An 18,942-nucleotide genomic window follows, 5' to 3' on the forward strand; every position below is an offset into this window, starting at 1 on the left:
AGCCGGGGAGGGCACGACCTCATGACCACGACAGCCTCGAAGGTCGCGGTCGAGCGGCGGGCGGGCGCGCTGGGCGCGCTGGTCACCGGCGTCGACCTCGCCGCCGGCATCGACGACGAGACGTTCTCCGTCGTCCGCCAGGCGTTCCTCGACCACCAGGTGATCTGCCTGCGCGGCCAGGAGAACCTCACCCCCGCCGGCCAGCTGGAGTTCGCCGCCCGCTGGGGCACCATCTCGATCCACCCCTACGTGGCGTCGCTGGAAGGCCACCCCGGCCTGATGCGGATCTACGACCCGAACCCGGTCACCCAGACCTGGCACGCCGACACCACGCACACCGCCCGCCCGCCGGGGATCACCCTGCTGCTCGCGCGGACGATCCCGCCGTACGGCGGCGACACCATGTGGTCGAACATCCAGCGGGTCTACGAGGACCTCTCCCCCGGCCTGCGGGGGACCCTCGACGGCCTGCGCGCCGTGCACCGCGGCACCGAGCTCGCCGCGTCCGCGGGCCTGTCCGAGCAGGACGTCACCGTCACCCATCCGGTCGTCATCCACCACCCGGTGACCGGCCGCCCGGGCCTGTACGTCAACGGCAACTACACCGCCCGCATCGACGGCTGGACCGACGAGGAGTCCGCCCCGCTGCTGAGCTTCCTGTACGCCCGGGTCGGCCGGCCCGAGTACGTCTACCGGCACCACTGGCGGGTCGGCGATCTCGTCATCTGGGACAACCGGGCCACCCAGCACGCCGTCGTCGGCGACACCGCCGGCGCCGAGCGCACCCTGCACCGCGTCACCATCGAGGGCGGCGAGCCGGCGTGACCGGGACGAGGACGGGGACGGGGACGGGGACGGTCCTGATCACCGCCGCCGACCTGCGGGCGGCGCTCGCCGCGATCCTCGCCGGCTGGCGGGTCCCCGCCGAGCAGGCGGACGCCGTCGCCGAGCTGCTGGTCGAGGCGGACCTGCGCGGCGTCGACTCGCACGGCGCGCACCTGATGCCGATGTACGCGGCGCGGCTCGCGTCCGGGCACCTCACACCGCGCACCACGGTCACGGCCATCGCCGACGACGGGACGACGGCGATCCTCGACGGCGGCCTCGGCTTCGGGCAGCTCGCCGGGCTCGAGGCTGCCCGGCTGGTGTCGGCCCGGGCGGCCGAGCACGGCGTGGCGGCGGTCGCCGTCCGCGAGACCACCCACCTGGGGGCGCTCGGCGCCTACACCGCCCGGGTGGCGGCCGAGGGCCTGATCTGCCTGTGCGTGCAGAACGGGCCGACCTTCGTGCCGCCGTTCGGTGGCGTGACGCCGCTGCTGTCGACCAACCCGCTGTCGTACGCCGTCCCGGCCGGCGAGGAGCCGGCGATCGTCTACGACGTGGCGACGACCGCCGTGGCCGGCAACAAGCTGCTGCTCGCGAAGAAACGCGGCGACGCGGCCATCCCCACCGGCTGGGCGAACGACGAGCACGGCCGGCCGACGACGGACCCGGCGGCGGCGTCCGTGCGCCACCTGCAGTGGTTCGGCGGGCACAAGGGCTTCGGGCTCGCGCTGCTCGTCGAGCTGCTCGCCGGCGTGCTGGCCGGCAGCTCGTTCGGGACGACCGAACGCACCGCCTCCCCGCTGCACGGCGACGCCCGCGTCGCCAAGGGCGTCGTGTTCATCGCCATCGACCCGGCCAGGTTCGCCCCCCGGGCCGTGTTCACCGCCGCCGTCGACACCCTCGTCCGCGAGATCCGCGGGAGCGAGCGGGCCACCGGCGTCGAACGCATCTGGCTGCCCGGCGAGCCGGAGCACGAACGGGCTCGGCAGCGAGCCCGTGACGGCATCCCGCTGCCGGCGCCGCTGGTCGCGGAGCTGGACGAGCTCGCCGCCAAGGTCGGCGCGGCGCCCCCGCGGGTCCGCCCGGCGGGCCACGAGCAGCCAGGGGACCACGAGCAGGAGGAGGCCTAGATGGACCTCGCGCTGGACGAGACGGCGCTCGCGGCACGCGACCTGGTCAGGGCGGTGCTCGCCAGGCATCCGGGCCTCGCGCCGGCCCGGGCCGCGCAGCCGCTCGGGCATGACCCCGGGCTGTGGGACGACCTGCGCGCGGCCGGGTTACCCGGGCTCGCCGTCGGCGCCGAGCATGGCGGCGGTGGCGCCGGCCTGCACGCCGCGGCCGCCGCCGCCCTGGAACTCGGCCGGGTGCTCGCGCCCGTCCCCTTCGCCGAGCACACCGCCGCCGCACGGCTGCTGGCCGCGACCGCCCCGGACCATCCGCACCTGGCGGCCGTCGTCTCCGGCGAACTGGTGGCGACGCTCGCGCCACGGGTGCGCTGCGGCGTCGGCACCGCCGTGCCGGCGGGCGCCGTCGCCGGCGTGGTCCTCGCGATCGTCGACGAGACGCTGACAGCGACGCGGACCGACCCGCCAGGCGTCGCGACGCCGAACCAGGGCGACCTGCCGCTCGCCGACCGACCGCTGGGCCTGGGGTCGCCGGCCGCCGTGGTGCTCGGACAGGGGCCGGCGGCCGTCGCCGCCTTCGGCCGGGCCCGGCGGGAGTGGCTGACGCTCGCCGCGGCGTGGCTGGCCGGGCTGGGTGACGGCGCGCTCGACCTCGCGACCCGATGGGTGCGTGAACGCGTCCAGTTCGGCGTCCCGATCGGTTCCTTCCAGGGCGTCCAGCACGGGCTCGCCGACCTGCCGGGGCTCGTTGACGGCGCCGCGCTGCTCGCCCGCGAGGCAGCCTGGTGCCAGGACGCGGGGCGCCGGTCGTTGACGGGCGCGTCCGGTCCCGAGCTGGCGCTCATGGCCCTGCACTTCGCCACCGACGCGGCCAGGGCCACCGCCGGCCGGCTGGTGCAGTACCACGGCGGCCTCGGGGTCGCCGTCGAGCACGACGCGCAGCTGTTCTACCGCCGCGCCAGCGCCTATCCCCTGCTCGCAGGCGCCCCGCGCCACCTGCTGCGCGAGCTCGGCCAGCGCCTCCTCGGCGCCGCGGCCACCGACGGTTCCGTCGGGACGGTGGACGGCTCGATCGACGCCGGCGAGGGCGCCGGCGAGGGCGAGGGGTTCGGGCACCGGCCGGAGGTCGGCGCGTTCGCGGCCGAGGTGCGCGCGTTCCTCGCCACCTGGCTGACCGACGAGATCCGCCAGCGGATGCGCCGGACCGGGACCATGCACGTCCCCGCGCTGCACCGGGCCATGGCGGCCCGCGGCTGGCTCGCCGCGCCCACGCCCGGCGGGCGCGCCACCAGGAGCGTCTGGGAGCTCTCGGCCCTGTTCCGCGAGCTGGAGATCGCCGACGCGCCCTACCACGGCATCGCGACCACCATGATCGTGGCCGGGGTGCTCGACCAGCTCGCGGGCCCGGCGCTGCGCACAGGGGCACTGCCCCGGCTGCTGGCCGGCGAGGCGATCGCCGTGCTCGGCTACTCCGAGCCCGGCTCGGGCTCCGACGTCGCCGCCGCCCGCACCCGCGCCGAGCCGGTCGGCGACCCACCCACCGCCTGGCGGATCAACGGCCAGAAGATGTGGACCACCCTCGCCCACGAGGCCGCGTACTGCTTCCTGCTGGCCCGCACCAACCAGGACGTCCCCAAGCACCGCGGCCTCACGATGTTCCTGGTGCCGCTCGACACCCCGGGCATCACCATCCAGCCGATCCACACGATCGGCGACGAGCGCACCAACATCGTCTTCTATGACGACGTCGTCATCCCCGACGAGAACCGGATCGGCGAGGTCGACGGGGGCTGGCGGGTGATGGCCGTCGGGCTGAGCATGGAGCGGGGCGTGATGGGCGGCACCGGGATGCTCGAACCGCTCGTCCACGACGCGGTCGCCTGGGCGGCCCGGACCGGACCGGACGGGAGCCGGCCCGGCGACGACCCGGCCGTCCTGGAGACGGTCGCGCGGGCCCGCGTCGACGCGGAGGTCGCCTTCCTGCTCACCCGGCATACCGCGTTCCTGAGCGCGTCCGGCCAGTCCCCCGCCGTGGCGGGGACCGTGGCGAAGCTGTTCGCCTCGACGGCCTACCAGCGCGCCGCCGGCGAGCTGCGCGACGTCGCCGGGACGACGGGCATCCTGCGCGGCCTGGATCACGACGCCCTGGCCACCCCCGGCCCGGCGGACGCGGGCGGCACGGGCGGCGCGCTGGAACCAGCGGCCGGCGGGCAGATCGAGCGGGCGGCCCGGCACAGCGCCATGGTCACCATCCAGGGCGGCACCACCGAGATCGCGCGCAACCTCGTCGCCGAACAGCGCCTCGGCCTGCCGAAGGCCCGCGGCGGCACCCGCGCTGCCGGCGCCGTGGCTAACAGCGCGCCGGCGGCGACCGTGACGCCGGCCGGCGTGACGACGGCGTGAGCTGGCACGAGGGGCCGGGGCTCGGCCCGGACGCCGAGGCGTTCCGCGGCCAGGTCTGCGGCTGGCTCACCGACAGCCTCGCGCCGGCGCGCACCGCGGCGCATGCCGACCCCCGGGACCGGACCGGGCTCGACGAACAGTTCGAACGCCGCCTGCAGCGCGCGGCCGGCGCGCGTGGCTGGCTCGGGATCAGCGTGCCGACCGAGCTGGGCGGCGGGGGACGGCCCGCGTCGTTCGCGGCCGTCTTCGACTACGAGGCCGCGTACCACGACGCCCCGCTGGTCGACACCGCGTTGACGCTGGCCGGACCGCCCGTCCTCGCCTTCGCGAGCCCCGACCAGCGCGACCGGCTCGTCGGGCCGATGCTGCGCGGCGAGATCGAGATGTGCATCGCCTACTCCGAGCCTGGGGCCGGCAACGACCTGGCGTCCCTGACGAGCACCGCGCTCGCTCTCCCCGGCGGCGGCTACCGCCTGTCGGGGCACAAGACGCTCGTCACCGGCGGTGGCAAGGCGGACGTCTGCCTGACCGTCGCGCGCACGAACCCGGCGGTGCCCGCGCGTCGCGGCGTCAGCATGTTCCTCGTCGACACGGCACTGCCCGGAGTGACGCTGGTACCGCGGCGCACCATGGCCGGCTACGACCTGTGGGACGTGCTCTTCGACGACGTGGAGCTGCCCGCCGACGCCCTGCTGGGCACCCGTGACGACGGGTGGCGCCAGCTCAGCTACGCCGTCGAGCGGGAGCGCACCGGCATGTTCAGCCTCGGCTGGTGCCAGCGCCTGTTCGACGAGGTCCACCGCTACCTTGCGACCCCGGTCGACGGGGAGACCCCGGCCTGTGTGGGGACTCCAGCCTGTGTGGGGGCTCCGGCCGATGTGGGGACTCCGGCTGACGGGCACCGCCCGCTGGACGACCTGCGCCTGGCGGACGGGCTCGCCGCGCAGTGGACGCAGCTGCGCGACGCCCGGCACGCGGCGGCCCGCCTCATCCGCGAGGAGCTGGCGGGCCAGCGCAGCGGCGCGTCGGCGTCGGCCGCGAAGGTGCTGCTCACCGAGTACGCCCAGCGGCTGGCCCAGTTCGCGACGGAGGCCGCCGGCCCGGCGGGCACGATCGGGGGCACCCTGTTCGGCCCCGCCGCGCCGGGGGCGCCGGCGGCCGGCCGGTTCGCCTTCGAGTACCTCTTCCGTTTCGACGGCACCGTCTCCGTGGGCGCGAACGAGCTGCACCGCGACGGCATCGCCGCCTCGGCCCTCGGCCTGCGCGCCCCCCGCCCGAGCGCCGAAGCCAGGCAACCGGACCGCGTGCCGACGCGCCCCGGTCCGGCGGCACAGCGCCCGGGCGCCGGCTCGCTCGGCGACGCGGGCGCTCCAGGCGACGCACCCACGCTGCGCGCCCCGATCCGGGAACTGCTCGGCTCGTGGCGTCTCGGCCGGCTGGCCGGCGTCCAGTCCACGTCGCGGGGCTATGACGAGCGGCTCTGGTCGGCGCTGCTGCGCGAGGCGTGGCCGGCCGCCGCCGCGACCTCCGACGCCTGGCTGACGACGGCCCGGGTGGTGGCCGAGGAGCTCGGGTACGCGCGCTGCCCGCTGCCGGTCCATTCCGGGCTCGCGCAGGTCGACGCCGCCCTGTGGGCCCTCGGCGACGCCGGCGCCAAGCACCGGGAGGAGCTGCGCCGCGGTACGACCCGGTACGCGCTGTGCGCGCACGACGGGCTGGGATCGCCGGCCTGGGAGCGCGCCGGGGTGATCGCGCGGGCGGCGCCGGACGGCTCCTGGCGCCTGTCGGGCCGGGCACGGTTCGTGCCCTACGCCGACAGCGCGGACGTCTTCCTCCTGCCCGCCCGGCTCACCACCGGCCCCGGACGGCGTGGCCTTCTCCTCGCGGCCGTACCGGCGACCGCCGCCGGCCTGCGGCTTACGACGCACCGCACCCTCAGCGAGGACCACCTCGGCGACGTCGACCTGGCCGAGGTGGTACTCCGCCCCGACCAGGTCCTGGCCCAGGACGACACGGGGGGTCGCGACAGCGACCGCGCTGGCGATCGGAACGGCGGGGATGACGGGGATGGCGGTGGCGACGGGGCCGCCAGCCGGGCACTCGCCGCGGCACTCGCGATGGGGACCATGGCGCTGTCCGCGGAGCTGACCGGTCTGGCGGCGGGCCTGCTGCGCGCCGCCATCGACCATGCCCGCGCCCGGACGGCCTTCGGCCAGCCGCTGGCCGCGTTCCAGGCCGTCCGTCACCGGGCCGCGGACATGTACCTCGACGTGCTCTGCGCCCGCGACGCCACCGCCGCCGCCTGCGACGTGCTGACCACGACGGCGCCGGAGCCACTGGACGACCATGCCCGGGCCGTCGTCGCCGCCGCGAAGGTCACGGCCACGGCGGCGGCGCTACGCGCGGCCACCGGCGCCCACCAGCTGTGCGGCGGCTGGGGCCACCTCGACGACGCCGGCCTGCACCACTACACGAGGGCGGTCAAGGCCGCCGAGGGCCAGCTCGGCTCCCCGTCCTTCCATCGCGCCACCATCGCCCACCACCTGCGTGGATGCCACCCCGCGCCGGCGCCGAGATGATGGCGACCCGTCAACGGGCCGGGTCAGGCCACCCCCGGCCGGGCGCCGGCGCCGGCGCCCGCCGCCTCGGGCGTCTCGTCGGGCTCGGTCGCCGAGACGCGGGCGGGCAGCCGCAGCGCGAGCAGAACGGTCGCGACGGCGGCTCCGGCCGCGGCGATGAACGCCCACCGCATCCCGGCGACGAACGCGTCGGACTCGGCCGCGCCCGCGTTCGTGAGCTGGTCGGACCTGGTCTCCAGGATGACGACCATCAGGGCCGTACCGAGCGCGCCGGCCACCTGCATGATCGTGCCGAACAGCGAGCTGCCGTGCGAGTAGAGCTGCGGCGGCAGGGCACCCAGGCCGATGGTGAACACCGGGGTGAGCACCGCGGCCAACGAGGCCATCAGCACGACGTGCGCCGCGAGCAGCAGCAGATACGGAGTGTCGGTGCCGGTCCGGCTGAGCACACCGAGCGCGATGGCGGAACCGGTGGCGCCCGGAACGACGAGGGGACGGGCCCCGAACTGGTCGAAGAGACGGCCGACCACCGGCCCCAGCAGGCCCATCGCCAGGCCACCCGGCATCACCAGCAGCCCGGTCCTGAGGGAGCTGAGATCGCGCACGTCCTGCAGATACAGCGGCAGCAGGAACATCGAGCCGAGGAAGGCCATGTTCACGGCCGCCATCAGCAGCAGCGAGACCCGGAACGGGCGGTAGGTGAGCGTGCGCAGGTTCAGCAGCGGGCTGCCTGCCCGCTGCAGGCGTATCTGCAGCGCCGCGAAGGACCCGATCAGCGCCACGCCACCGCCGACGATCAGTGCCACGATGATCCCGTTGCGGGCGCCGACCTCGCTGAGCCCGAACAACAGACCGCCGAAGCCGAGCGCGGCCAGGGCGACGCTGGTCCAGCTCACGGAGCTTCGCTGGGTCTCGCCCACGTTCTCAAGCTGGCGCAGCCCGGCCACCGCGACGATGAGTGCCGCCGGGAGAACGAACACGAAGATCAGCCGCCACGACCCCAGCTGGAGGATGGCCCCGGACACGGCGGGGCCCAGCGCCGGCGCGCAGGACATCGCCATCGTGACGTTCCCCATCACCCGGCCGCGGTCCTGCTCGGGGACGACGGTCATCAGCGTCGTCATCAGCAGCGGCATCATCACGGCCGTCCCGGCGGCCTGCACGACCCGGCCGGCGAGCAGGACCGCGAAGACCGGCGCCACGGCGCCGATGACCGTGCCGACGCAGAAGGTCGCCATCGCGATCCCGTACGCCGTCCGGGTCGTCACCCGCTGCAGGAACCAGCCGGTCACCGGGATCACCGCGGCCATCGTGAGCATGAAGACGGTCGAGAGCCACTGCGCGGACCGCGGGGTGATGCCGAAGTCGGTCATCAGCCGCGGCACCGCATTGATCATGATGGTCTCGTTGAGGATCGCGACGAACGTCGCCCCGACCAGCAGCTTGATCACCAGCGGGGTCCGGCGCCGTGCCTCGCCGTCGGAGCCGGCCACCGTCCCGAGCCCGACGCCGGCCCTGCCCTCGCCCTCCCCGTCTCCCAGGGAGGTGGGGCCGCTCCCGCCGTCCCAGCGGGACGTCTCGTCCGATTGGAGGATCGCGGTCATCTCGGTCCTTCGGGTCGCAGGTGCTGGGGTCGGGCCGCCACGTGCTCGCTCCCGCCGGTCCGACACGTACGACAGATACGACCGGGCGTGGCCGGGGAACTCATCGGCGCGGCGGTGGCGGGCGGCCCCCGCCCGAGCCGGGCGGGTCCTGACAACCTTCGCCCGAACCTCCGACATTTTTCGGGTTGGCGGGCCGGCGGGCCGCGCGTTGGCGGACCGACGACGCTCACGTCCCGGCTGGCCGTGCGCGGTTCTGTCCGACCAGGTGGGCCAGCCGCAACCCGCCCTGGCGAGGTGGCCGGGCGGGAGCCGCCGACCTAGGGAGCATGGACGAGGCCAGGCGGGCTCGCAACGAAATTTGTGGCCGCGGAGTTCGGCGGCCAGCAGGCGGCGCACGGCCACTGCCACGGCGATCGGGCTGGGAATGCGCCCGCCACGTGGCTACGGTGAGGTCATGGCGAGCTGGGAGGATGTGCGCAGAATCGCGCTCGCGCTGCCGGAAACCGTCGAGGCCACCTCGCACGGCCAGTACGCCTGGAAGGTGAAGACGAAGGGATTCGTCTGGGAACGGCCGCTGGGCCGCGCCGACCTGAAGGCGCTCGGCGGCGCCGCGCCGGCCGGCCCGGTTCTCGGCGCCCACGTCGCCGACCTGGGCGTCAAGGCGGCGCTGATCGCCGACAACCCGGACGTCTACTTCACGATTCCGCACTTCGACGGCTATCCGGCGGTTCTGGTCCGCCTCGACCGGATCGAGGTGGGCGAGCTGGCGGAGCTCGCCGAGGAGGCGTGGCTCGCCCGCGCCCCCAAACGCCTCGCCCAGCAGTTCCTCGCGGGCCGCGGCTGACCGGGCGGACTGACTTCCGCCGAGGCCAATGATGGTGCCGCCGGCGGGGTGGGCATTCGCTCGAGCGGCACTAACCGAGGTCGGCGTCGGGGACGTAGCGGTCGGTGTCGAGAGGGCTGCCCGGGGTGGCCATGAACGTGTCCTGGTCGGTGATGCGGAACCCGGCCCCGACGAGGACCGCGGCGAGCGAGTGGGCGGCGAAGACGGCCAGGTGCACGGAGCGGGCGGCGCGGACGGAGCCCGCGGCTTCTCGGGCGGCGGCCAGCACGGCCCGGACCGTGGCGTCGGCGTCGTGACCGCCCGCCGGCCCGACGGCGCATCGGTCGCCGTGAACACGGGTGACGGCGTACCCGCCGGGCGTCCTCCAGGCGGCGACGCCCGGCTGGTCCAGGTACCAGGCGAGGTGCTCGACGCGGTGGCCGCCGCTGACCTCGGCGTCGAGCTCGGCGATGTCGTCGGCGGTGGCGGGGCGGATCTCGGCCGGGGCGTCGGGCAGCGCCGCGGCGCCGCCGCCCAGGTACCAGAGTGGCTGCCTGGGTCGCAGGCCCTGGCGTAGGTAGAGCGAGAGTGCCCGCGGGTCGGAGGATGCGAACGTCACCACGGGATGGCCGGGGCCGGGAAGCACTGCCTCCAGCAGCCGCCGGCCGAGGCCGGCGGACTGCGTCCCGGGGTCGATGAACAGGTCGCCCAGGTGGGTGAGGCCACCGCGGGTCAGTGCGCCCGCGAACCCGACCACACGGGCCACGCCGCCCGCGACGTCCGCGACGTCCGCGACGACGAGCCTGCCGGTCTCCCGTTCCAGGTCGAGGAAGTCCGGCTGGCTTGGCCAGGCGCCCAACAGGTCGAAGCCGGCGGCGATGCCCCGGACCGCGGCCATGTCCGCCGGGCGCGCCGCCCGTATGAGGGTCACACCACCATCCTGGCCACCGGACCGTCTCAGGTGCCCTTCTGGCCGCGGTTGCCGGTGACGGGTGAGCCGTTCGGCTGGCCGGGCGGGGGCGGCGCGGCACCCTCCGGTGACGTGGGCCTGGCCTGGCCCGGCGTGCTGCCGCTGAGCATGGTGCGGGCCATCTGGAGGGCGCTCGTTCCCTGGGAGAGCGCCTGGGCCAGAGCCTCGGAGAGGCCGGTCGCCCCGTTCAGGACGATCAGCTGGTCGATCGCGCCGAACGGCTTGGCCGCGGCCTCCACGATGGCCGGCCACTGCTGGGCGAGCTCCTGACCGATGACGGCGTCCTGGTTGACGGCGAGCGCGTCGGCACGTGCCTTGATCGCCTCCGCCTCGGCCAGGCCGTGGGCGCGCAGCGCGTCCGCCTCGGCCATGCCGACCGACCGCTTGGCGTGGGCGCTCGCCTCGCCGGCCTTGCGGGTCGACTCGGCGTCGGCGGTCGCCAGCAGCTCGATCTGCTGCGCCCTCGCTCCCGCCTCGGCGCGGACCCTGGTCGCGTTGGCCTCGGCGGCCAGCTGGATCTGGCGGGCGTCGGCCTCGGACGAGCTGATCTTGGCGTCGCGGTCGGCGCGGGCCAGGGTGGCCTTCTCGTACGCGCGGGCGTCGGCCGGCTTGCGGACGACGGCCTGCAGCCGCTGCTCCTCCCTGTTGGCCTCCAGCTCGGCGACCTTGGTCTGCTCGACGACGACCTGCTGGTTGGCGACGGCCTCGGCCAGCGGACCGGCCTGGGTGGCCCGGGCGGCGGCCTCGTCGACCTCGGCCTGGAAGCCGGACCGCTTGATCGAGCTGTTCCGGCTCGCCTCCGCCTTGAGCGCCAGGGCGATCTGCTCCTGCTCGGCGGCCTGCCGGTCGGCCTCGGCCTCGGCGATCCTGGCCTGGGCGGCCACGGCGGCGACATGCGGGCGGCCGAGGTTGTGGATGTAGCCGGTCGGGTCGTCGATCTCCTGGATCTGCAGCGAGTCGACGATCAGCCCCAGCTTCTCCATCTCGGTGCCGGAGCTCGCCCGGGTCAGCTGGGTCAGCTTCTCGCGGTCGCGGATGAGGTCCTCGACGGTGAGCTGGCCGACGATGGCCCGCAGGTGGCCGGCGAAGACGTTGTGCACCCGGGTGTCCATCTTGTCCTGCTGGTCGAGGAAACGGCGGGCCGCGTTCGCGATCGAGACGAAGTCGTCGCCCACCTTGAAGATGACGACACCGCGGATGCCGACCGGAATGCCCTGCTGGGTGACGCAGTCGATGCCGAGCTGGGCGGCCCGCAGGTCGAGGGACATCTTGCGGACCGTCTGGACCCCGGGCAGGACGAGCACACCCTTGCCCGTCACGATCTTGAATCCCAGGCTTTCTACCACCGAGTCGGCCGGACTCTTGCGCGCCCGCAGACCGGAGATAATCAGCGCCTCGTTCGGCTCGGCGACCCGCCACATCAGTCTGAACAGCCCCACCGCCAGCAGGACGCCAACCACGACCGCGACGATGGCAATGAGCAGCACGACGCCTCCAGGTTTCCCACGCGCCAGCCGAGCCCGGGCTCGGTGGCCGGACTTCCCGCCCGCCCGGGTCGGTTTCTCCTTCTACACGGAAGTGCGATCCGGACTGGCCGGGCGGAGCTTTGCGACCTTTCCGACCAGGAGCCGCGGGGCGCTTCCGGAGCGGAATTGTTACAGATGTCCGCCCGATTACAAGAGGATTCAGCCACGACGCCGCAAACGGGCGGCGCGGACCGTCACAGCCGGACGACGAGCACTGTCCGCGGCGGGAAATACTCGACGACGAGCACCCGTGAGCCGACCGTGATCGTGGCCTCGCCGTCCTCGGCATAGGCGTGGAAGGCCTCCGAGCCGCCGCGCACCGCCAGCATGACCTCGCCGACGGCCCCCGGCGCGATCTTCCCGGTGACCCGTCCCGACTTGCCGATCACCACGTGGTCAGCCATACCGCCCTCCGGATGACTACCGCTGGGCACGCACCGGTCAGGCCGCCTCGCCGCGCGCGGCTGGCCGGGCGGCGGTCTCCTTACGGGCGACGACACGGTAGACGTTCGACCGCCGGCCTGTCAGCAGCAACGGCAGCATCATCGCGTCCACGGCCGCGGCGAGCGGATAGAGCGGAACGGTCACCGCCTGGGCGGCGAGCCGGCGGGTGCGCCGCCAGCCGGTCGCCTCGTAGGGCAGCCAGGGCAGGGTCGGGTCCGGCTGCAGCTTCTGGGCCAGGTAGAAGACCGCGCCGACGGCGTCGCCGAACATGTGCGCCGGGCCGAACTCGGTCTTCAGGACCCGCAGCCCGCGTTCGGCGAGCGCCTTGACGAGCTCGTCGGGCGGGATGAGGTGCAGGTGCTGGGGCGGACACAGGCCGACCCAGAAACCGCGGAACAGGCGGAACGACAGCCCCTGCGCGTGTGGGACCTCGATGATCAGATGCCCGCCGGCGGGCAGGGCCGTGGCCGCCGTGTCGAGCTCGGCCCGCGGGTCGGGCGTGTGCTCCAGGTAGTGGAACATGCTGATCACGTCATAGCGGCCGGTGATGTCGTCGACGAGGTCGGGAAACATCTTGCGGTACGCGTGGCCCACCCAGCCGCGCCGTTCCGCCTCGTCGATCCCGTGGCCCATGTCGACCGCGTCGAACGTGACGCCCGGCAGCAGCCCGGCCGCGACGAGGCAGAAATGCCCGTACCCGGCGCCCACATCCAGCCAGCTGGTGGGCTTCGCCGCCGACGGCAGCAGCTTGGCCCGCGCCCGGTAGCCAAGGTCGGACGCGGCGAACATGCCCTCGATCTTCTCCGCCTGCAGCCCGTCGTAGAAGTCGCGGTAGTAGAAGTCGAGACCGGCGGGCGCGAGCCGCGGGTTCAGGAAGACGTGCCCGCAGGCGCGGCACTGGTCGTACCGGAACCGGCCGGGCTTGCGCAGGGTGATGTCGACGGTCTGGACGCGCGCCGCGAGCGCCGCCGACCCGCACCACGGGCAGGACTCACGCCGTTCCTCGAGCATCTCCGCCACCCCGGCGGTGATCTCCTCCTGGTAGAGCGCCCGGCGGCGGCGCTTCTCGGGGTCGGGCACCGCCAGCTCCCGACGCGCGCGGGCCGCCTCCTGCGCCGTCGCGCGGGCGGCCTGGGCGGCGAACACCGGCCAGCCGGCGAGCCTGCGGGCCGAGATGGCGACCGGGTTGCCGACCGCTGGGGAGAAACGGCCTGCGGCGACCGCGGCGGGCTGCGCCGCGGTCGCCGCCAGCGCCGCGAGGCCCCACGCCGGGCTCGCCAGGCACGAGGCCGCCACCGCGGCGGTGCGCGCCAGCGGCAGGAACGCCATCGACTGGTAGGGGTGCTGGCAGGCATCCACGCGCAGCCGGACGCGTTCCGCCGCGCCGGTCACGCCGCCCGCGCCGGTCACGCCGGTCGCCCCACCGCCGCGGGCGGCCGTCAGGCCCGGCACGATCGCCAGATCGGTCGTCGACGGCGCGTACTGCTTGAGTCGTCGCGTCAGCCTCGCCAGGTCAGGCGCACGGTAGTCGTCTCGTTCCTCGACGCCCGCGCGGGCGAGGATCTCGCGGTCGACGAGCAGTGCCTGGTTCGCTCCCCTGCCGGGCACGAAGCGGTTCGCACGGTACCGGGACGTGTCCACCAGCCGGGCGAGGTCGAGCACCAGCTCCGGCGCGAGATCCGCCGGCACGAGGTCGAGCACCTCGAGCCCGTGGCGCAGGGCGTGCGCGCTCGCGGCCCGGCGAGCGCCCTCCGACAGCCGCACCCCGGCCGCGATGAGAAAGACGTGTGCCCCGTCGACCGGGTCGGCGCTGTCGGCGGCCCTGGCGAGCCCCTTCAGGCGCCCGCGCAGCCGTGCCCCGTTCGCCAACACCAGGGCACATGTCGTCATCGCGAATAACCGGCGCATGAGGCACTCCTACTCGCAAGGTAGTCATGACCTTACAGATGCCCCCCGAAGCCGCCCCGGCCACCACCCCCCGCGATCTCGCCGCCCGACCTCCGTCGTCGGCACGCCCCAACCCCGTCTCTCACCCGGCCGGTTCGGCGCCGCCGGTCAGCCCTCCTCGATCACCCGCCGAACCGGCCCAGCGGGCCCTCGCCGGGGCTACCGACCCGCGACGGTGGGGCGCAGGGTGCCGAAGCCCGGGACCAGCGGGAGGTCGAGCGGCGAGAGGAGGCCGGGATCGGCGGCGACCACGGCGGGGATGGTGTTGACCGCGCGCATCCCGTTCGCCAGGCAGCCGCCCTCGTTGGGGTCGCCGGAGTCGAAGGCGCGGAACGCCGTCTCCTGCTCGATGTTCGGGCTGCCCTGCACCGTGACCCGGTAGGCGTCGTTGTCGACCATCTTCGGCCGGGGCCACTCGGGCGCCGCCGCGTGGGTGATGCGGTTGCAGTGCTCGACGACGATGCGGGGCTCGCCGTCGACCCATCCCCGGATCTCGAAACGCACGGCCGCGGTGTGGCCGACCTCGATCCGCCCGTTCGGGAAGTCGATGGGCTCGGGCGCCGCCCACTTCTCCCAGATCGTGTCGATCTTCTCCAGCTTCGCCCCGACGGCGTCGGCGATCATCGGGATCGTGTGGCCCCAGCCGAAGATGAGGAGCTCCGGGATCTCCAGGAGCGCCTGCGTCTCCACCGGGTCGCCGAGCCCCATCGGGCTGTAGTCGCCGGTATAGGTGGAATAGTCAAGGATCTCCTGGATCCGCACCGAGTCGACCCGCCCCGTCAGGCCCATCAGCGTCATCGGGAAGAGGTCGTTCGCGAATCCCGGGTCGATGCCGGTCGTGAAGCAGCTGGCCACGCCCTCGGCGCAGGCCTGGGACAGCTCGCTGGTGAGCTCTTCCGAGCAGGCGGGCGGGTAGACGAGCGGCGTCATGGCCGTGGAGACGACGTTGACGCCGGCGCGCAGCGCCAGTGACATGTTCGCGATGTTCTCGGCGGCGTACGCCGCGGTCGGGCCGAAATAGGCGACGGCGTCCGCGCCGCGGCCCAGAACCGACCGCGCGTCGCGCGTGGCCGTGACCCCGATGGGCCCGATGCCGGCGATCTCGCCGGCATCGACCCCGTCCTTTGCCGGGTCCGCGACGATGACTCCGACCAGTTCGAAGACCGGGTGTTCGACGAGCTCCCGGATGACCCGCTTGCCGACGAATCCAGTTCCCCACACGATGACCTGGTACTTCATGACGCACTCCTGGGTGGTCGGGATACCAGTTGGCGGTGCGTCGGCTAGCGCATCAGTTCGCCGCTGTTGACCAGGAGGTACTGGCCGGTGACGGCCCTGGAGAGGTCCGAGCAGAAGAACACCGCGGTGTCGGCCACCTCGCGGTCCTCCGTCATGCGGCGCAGCGGGAACCGCCCGGTGATCTCCTCGAGGATCTCGTCGGTCGACTTTCCCTCCGCCTGGGCGCGGAAGTCGACGTAGAGCTGGACGTTGGGGCCCCACATCCAGCTGGGCACGACGGTGTTCACCCGGATCCCGTCGGGGCCGAGCTCGTCGGCGAGGTAGTACATCGCCGACAGCAGGGCGCCCTTGGACGCCGCGTAACCCGCCTGGGGCATAGCGACCTTGAACGCCGACTGGCTGCCGACCAGGACGACCGAGCCGCCGCCCCGCTCCTTCATGACCGGGACGACGGCCCGCAGCAGCCGAAGACTGCCGAGGACATTCGTGTCGAAGGCCCGGCTCCATTTCGTGAGGTCCGCGTCGAACAGGCCGCCGAACGCGTCCTCGTAGGCGGCGACCTGGACCACGGCGTCGACCGAGCCGAAACGGTCCACGGCCGCGGCGACAAGCGACTGGCAGCTCTCCTCGTCGCAGATGTCCGCGGGGTGCGGGAGAATCCGCTCACCCGTCGGGTCTAACTCCTTCGCGGTCTGGCGTAAACCGTCGGCCGACCGGGCGGCGACGACCACGTTCGCGCCGGCGGCGAGCATGGAGGTGGCCATCTCCCGGCCCAGGCCACTTCCCACCCCGGTGACGACAGTGGTCTTGTTCCGCAGCAGCATTCTCGTTCCTCTCCCCTGGCCTCGACCCCGGCGGGCGAAACCGGATTTCACATAGTGACGCCGGTAACGCCTCGCCACCAGTCCCGCCAGCGGCTTTCGGGTTGGCTAGCGTCGGCGGGCGAGCTGGGACGCGGACGAGCCGGGAGGCCAGATGGAGCGGAGGGTGCCGTGACCGGCGGGCGGGTCGTGATCGTCGGTGGCGGGCTGATCGGCCTTTCGATCGCCCGCGCCCTGACCACCCGCGGGGTGCGCGACGTGCTCGTGCTCGAACGGGCGACGCTGGCGAGCGGCGGGACCGGGAAGTCCAGCGGCATCGTGCGGTGCCACTACGGCGTGCCGTCCCTCGCCGCGATGGCCTGGCGCAGCCTGCCGGTGTTCGAGGAGCTGGGCGCGGCCGTCGGGTTCCGGCAGGTCGGCTACCTGGTCGCCGTGGGCGCCGGGAACGCGGAACCTCTGCGCGCCAACACCGAGATCCACCAGCGGCTCGGGATCGACGTCGAGATGATCTCCCACGACCGGGCGGCCGGGCTGTGGCCGTACCTGCGCCTCGACGACCTCGCCGCCTTCTCCTACGAACCCCGTGGTGGGTACGCCGACGCCTCGCAGCTCGCGAACCACTTCGGCCGCGAAGCCCGCGACGGCGGCGCCCGCATCCGGCAGGGAACGCCGGTGGCCCGCGTCCTGACCCGCGGCGACGCGGTGACCGGCGTCGAGCTGGCCGGCGGCGACGTGGTCGACGCGGACGTCGTCGTCGTGGCCGCGGGCTGGTGGTCAGGCGGGCTGATGGCCGGCGTCGGCGTCGACCTGCCCGTCCAGTCGGTTCGCTCGGAGCTGCTGGTCGTCGACGCCGGCGAGCCGCTGCGGGACCTGCCGGTGCTCTCCGACCTGGTCAGCCTGCAGTACGCGCGGATCGAGGGCTCGGGCGAACTGCTGGTCGGCAACAGCGACCACAGCCAGCCGTCGTTCGCCGACCCGGACGACTACTCCAACCAGGCCAGCGAGGCCGGCCTGGAGCGGGCGGCCGAGAAGGTGCTGCACCGCTTCGACGGGTTCCCCGAGCCGTCGGTGGCCCATACATACGCCGGCTGCTACGACGTCACGCCCGACTGGAACCCCGTTGTCGCGCCGGCCGGCGCGGCCGGGCTGTTCCTCGCGGCCGGCTTCTCCGGCCACGGCTTCAAGATCAGCCCAGCGGTCGGCGTGCTGATGGCCGACCTGGTCCTCGACGGCGACAGCCACGACCCGGACATCCCGGGGGCCGACTTCCGCCTGGAGCGCTTCGCCGAGGGGAATCCGCTGACGAGCCGATTCCCGTACGTGGGCGCCGGCGAGATGCGCTGAGCGAGGCGCGCCGGATGATGAACGGCGCGCGACGAGCGACGCGACGAGCGATGAGCGATGAGCGATGAGCGACGGCCGAACGAGCGTTGGAGGAGCCTGATGTCCGTCGAGAGCATGCTGGGCGATCTCGACGACGTCGGGCGCGCCCCGACCGGGGGCTACCGCCGCTTCGCCTGGACGGACGAGGACCTCACGCTGCGGGAGTGGTTCCGCGCAGCGGCCGAGGCCGTGGGACTCACCGTCACCGAGGACCGGGTGGGAAACCAGTGGGCCTGGTGGGGCGACCCCGACGCGTCCCTGGCCGCCGGGCGCCCCGGTGTGGTGACCGGGTCGCACCTCGACTCGGTGCCCGGCGGGGGCAACTTCGACGGCCCGCTCGGCGTGGTCTCGGCCCTGCGCGCCGTCGAGGCGCTGCGCCGCGACGGGTTCACCCCGGCTCGCGCGATCGGCGTCGCGAACTTCGTCGACGAGGAGGGCGCCCGCTTCGGCGTCGCCTGCACCGGTTCGCGGGTGCTGACCGGCGCGATGCCGCGCGACCGCGCCCTCGCCCTCACGGACGGCGACGGCGTCACGCTCGCCGAGGCGCTCGCCCGCGCGGGCCGGGACCCCAACGAGCTCGACCGCGACGACGCCGCCCTCGCGCGGGTCGGGACCTTCGTCGAGCTGCACATCGAGCAGGGCCGCTGGCTCGTCGACGAGGGCTCGCCCGTCGCGGTGGCCTCCTCGATCTGGCCGCACGGGCGCTGGCGCTTCGACTTCGCCGGCGAGGCCAACCACGCCGGCACGACCCGGCTGGCCGATCGTGACGACCCGTCGCTGAAGCTCGCGGCGCTGATCCTGACGGCCCGTGAGGTGGCCACCGGGCTGGGCTGCTTCGCGACCGTGGGCAAGGTACGCATGATCCCGAACGGGGTCAACGCGATCCCCTCGGCGGCGACCGGCTGGCTCGACGGCCGCGGGGCCGACGAGGAGGCCGTCCGCCGCCTGGTCCCGTCGATCGAGGACGCCCTGGGCATCCGCGCCGTCGAGGAGTCGTTCACCGCCACCACCCGGTTCGATCCGGCCCTGGCGGCCGATCTCGCGGAGCTGCTCGGCGGGGCTCCGATCATCGGTACCGGCGCGGGGCACGACGCCGGCGTGCTCGCCGCGCACGGCATCCGCTCGGCGATGCTGTTCGTGCGCAACCCGACGGGTGTCTCGCATTCCCCCGCCGAGTACGCCGAGCCGGCCGACTGCGAGGCCGGCGCCGTGGCGCTGGCGACGGTGCTGCGCTCGCTGGCGGCAAGCTGACCG

At 74.2% G+C, this 18,942-nt stretch carries 14 protein-coding genes; 7 read left to right on the forward strand and 7 right to left on the reverse strand.

What is annotated here, in order from left to right; translation table 11 throughout:
- Nucleotides 1–21 precede the first annotated feature (21 nt).
- The 4 genes from FRCN3DRAFT_RS0228470 to FRCN3DRAFT_RS0228485 are packed head-to-tail and all read left to right on the forward strand — an operon-like array spanning nucleotide 22 to nucleotide 6,931.
- The gene (locus FRCN3DRAFT_RS0228470; RefSeq protein ID WP_007513948.1) at nucleotides 22–825 is read left to right on the forward strand and encodes a TauD/TfdA dioxygenase family protein; all 804 of its coding nucleotides are present in this window, start codon (nucleotides 22–24) and stop codon (nucleotides 823–825) included.
- The gene (locus FRCN3DRAFT_RS46795; RefSeq protein ID WP_007513949.1) at nucleotides 822–1,955 is read left to right on the forward strand and encodes an Ldh family oxidoreductase; all 1,134 of its coding nucleotides are present in this window, start codon (nucleotides 822–824) and stop codon (nucleotides 1,953–1,955) included. The genes FRCN3DRAFT_RS0228470 and FRCN3DRAFT_RS46795 overlap by 4 nt, the downstream gene beginning before the upstream one ends.
- On the forward strand, nucleotides 1,956–4,352 hold the full coding sequence (locus FRCN3DRAFT_RS0228480) for an acyl-CoA dehydrogenase family protein (protein WP_007513950.1): 2,397 nt from the start codon (nucleotides 1,956–1,958) through the stop codon (nucleotides 4,350–4,352).
- Entirely contained in the window at nucleotides 4,349–6,931 is a 2,583-nt protein-coding gene (locus tag FRCN3DRAFT_RS0228485) for an acyl-CoA dehydrogenase family protein (protein ID WP_007513951.1), read from the forward strand. Before FRCN3DRAFT_RS0228480 ends, FRCN3DRAFT_RS0228485 begins: the two co-directional genes overlap by 4 nt.
- A gap of 23 nt (nucleotides 6,932–6,954) precedes the next feature.
- Here FRCN3DRAFT_RS0228485 and FRCN3DRAFT_RS0228490 read toward each other — a convergent pair whose 3' ends face one another.
- Nucleotides 6,955–8,535: an MDR family MFS transporter gene (locus FRCN3DRAFT_RS0228490; RefSeq protein WP_007513952.1), complete on the reverse strand. Its 1,581-nt coding sequence runs from the start codon at nucleotides 8,533–8,535 to the stop codon at nucleotides 6,955–6,957.
- A gap of 454 nt (nucleotides 8,536–8,989) precedes the next feature.
- Here FRCN3DRAFT_RS0228490 and FRCN3DRAFT_RS0228495 point away from each other — a divergent pair, with 454 nt between their 5' ends.
- On the forward strand, nucleotides 8,990–9,379 hold the full coding sequence (locus FRCN3DRAFT_RS0228495) for an MmcQ/YjbR family DNA-binding protein (RefSeq protein WP_007513953.1): 390 nt from the start codon (nucleotides 8,990–8,992) through the stop codon (nucleotides 9,377–9,379).
- Nucleotides 9,380–9,449: 70 nt separating this feature from the next.
- Here FRCN3DRAFT_RS0228495 and FRCN3DRAFT_RS49940 read toward each other — a convergent pair whose 3' ends face one another.
- The 6 genes from FRCN3DRAFT_RS49940 to FRCN3DRAFT_RS0228525 form a co-directional block, all read right to left on the reverse strand.
- Nucleotides 9,450–10,289, reverse strand: coding sequence for a GNAT family N-acetyltransferase (locus tag FRCN3DRAFT_RS49940; protein ID WP_007513954.1), 840 nt, complete (start codon nucleotides 10,287–10,289; stop codon nucleotides 9,450–9,452).
- Nucleotides 10,290–10,315: 26 nt separating this feature from the next.
- Complete coding sequence (locus tag FRCN3DRAFT_RS0228505) at nucleotides 10,316–11,815, reverse strand: flotillin family protein (protein ID WP_007513955.1); 1,500 nt, start codon at nucleotides 11,813–11,815, stop codon at nucleotides 10,316–10,318.
- Nucleotides 11,816–12,048: 233 nt separating this feature from the next.
- Nucleotides 12,049–12,258, reverse strand: coding sequence for a hypothetical protein (locus FRCN3DRAFT_RS0228510; RefSeq protein ID WP_007513956.1), 210 nt, complete (start codon nucleotides 12,256–12,258; stop codon nucleotides 12,049–12,051).
- Between the two features lie 37 nt (nucleotides 12,259–12,295).
- Nucleotides 12,296–14,206 (reverse strand): class I SAM-dependent methyltransferase, encoded by a 1,911-nt coding sequence (locus FRCN3DRAFT_RS0228515; RefSeq protein WP_007513957.1) that lies wholly within the window; start codon nucleotides 14,204–14,206, stop codon nucleotides 12,296–12,298.
- Nucleotides 14,207–14,404: 198 nt separating this feature from the next.
- Nucleotides 14,405–15,484: an NAD(P)H-dependent amine dehydrogenase family protein gene (locus tag FRCN3DRAFT_RS0228520; protein WP_007513958.1), complete on the reverse strand. Its 1,080-nt coding sequence runs from the start codon at nucleotides 15,482–15,484 to the stop codon at nucleotides 14,405–14,407.
- 44 nt (nucleotides 15,485–15,528) lie between these two features.
- Nucleotides 15,529–16,308, reverse strand: coding sequence for an SDR family oxidoreductase (locus FRCN3DRAFT_RS0228525; RefSeq protein WP_007513959.1), 780 nt, complete (start codon nucleotides 16,306–16,308; stop codon nucleotides 15,529–15,531).
- A 168-nt stretch (nucleotides 16,309–16,476) separates the two neighbouring features.
- On the opposite strand from FRCN3DRAFT_RS0228525, the gene FRCN3DRAFT_RS0228530 reads away from it, so the two are divergent.
- Nucleotides 16,477–17,649, forward strand: a complete 1,173-nt coding sequence (locus FRCN3DRAFT_RS0228530) for an NAD(P)/FAD-dependent oxidoreductase (protein WP_007513960.1) — start codon at nucleotides 16,477–16,479, stop codon at nucleotides 17,647–17,649.
- Between the two features lie 99 nt (nucleotides 17,650–17,748).
- Nucleotides 17,749–18,939: an allantoate amidohydrolase gene (locus FRCN3DRAFT_RS0228535; RefSeq protein ID WP_007513962.1), complete on the forward strand. Its 1,191-nt coding sequence runs from the start codon at nucleotides 17,749–17,751 to the stop codon at nucleotides 18,937–18,939.
- The last annotated feature ends 3 nt before the right edge of the window (nucleotides 18,940–18,942 follow it).

Origin of the sequence: Pseudofrankia saprophytica, assembly GCF_000235425.2 — a bacterium.
In the GTDB taxonomy this organism is placed as follows: domain Bacteria; phylum Actinomycetota; class Actinomycetes; order Frankiales; family Frankiaceae; genus Pseudofrankia; species Pseudofrankia saprophytica.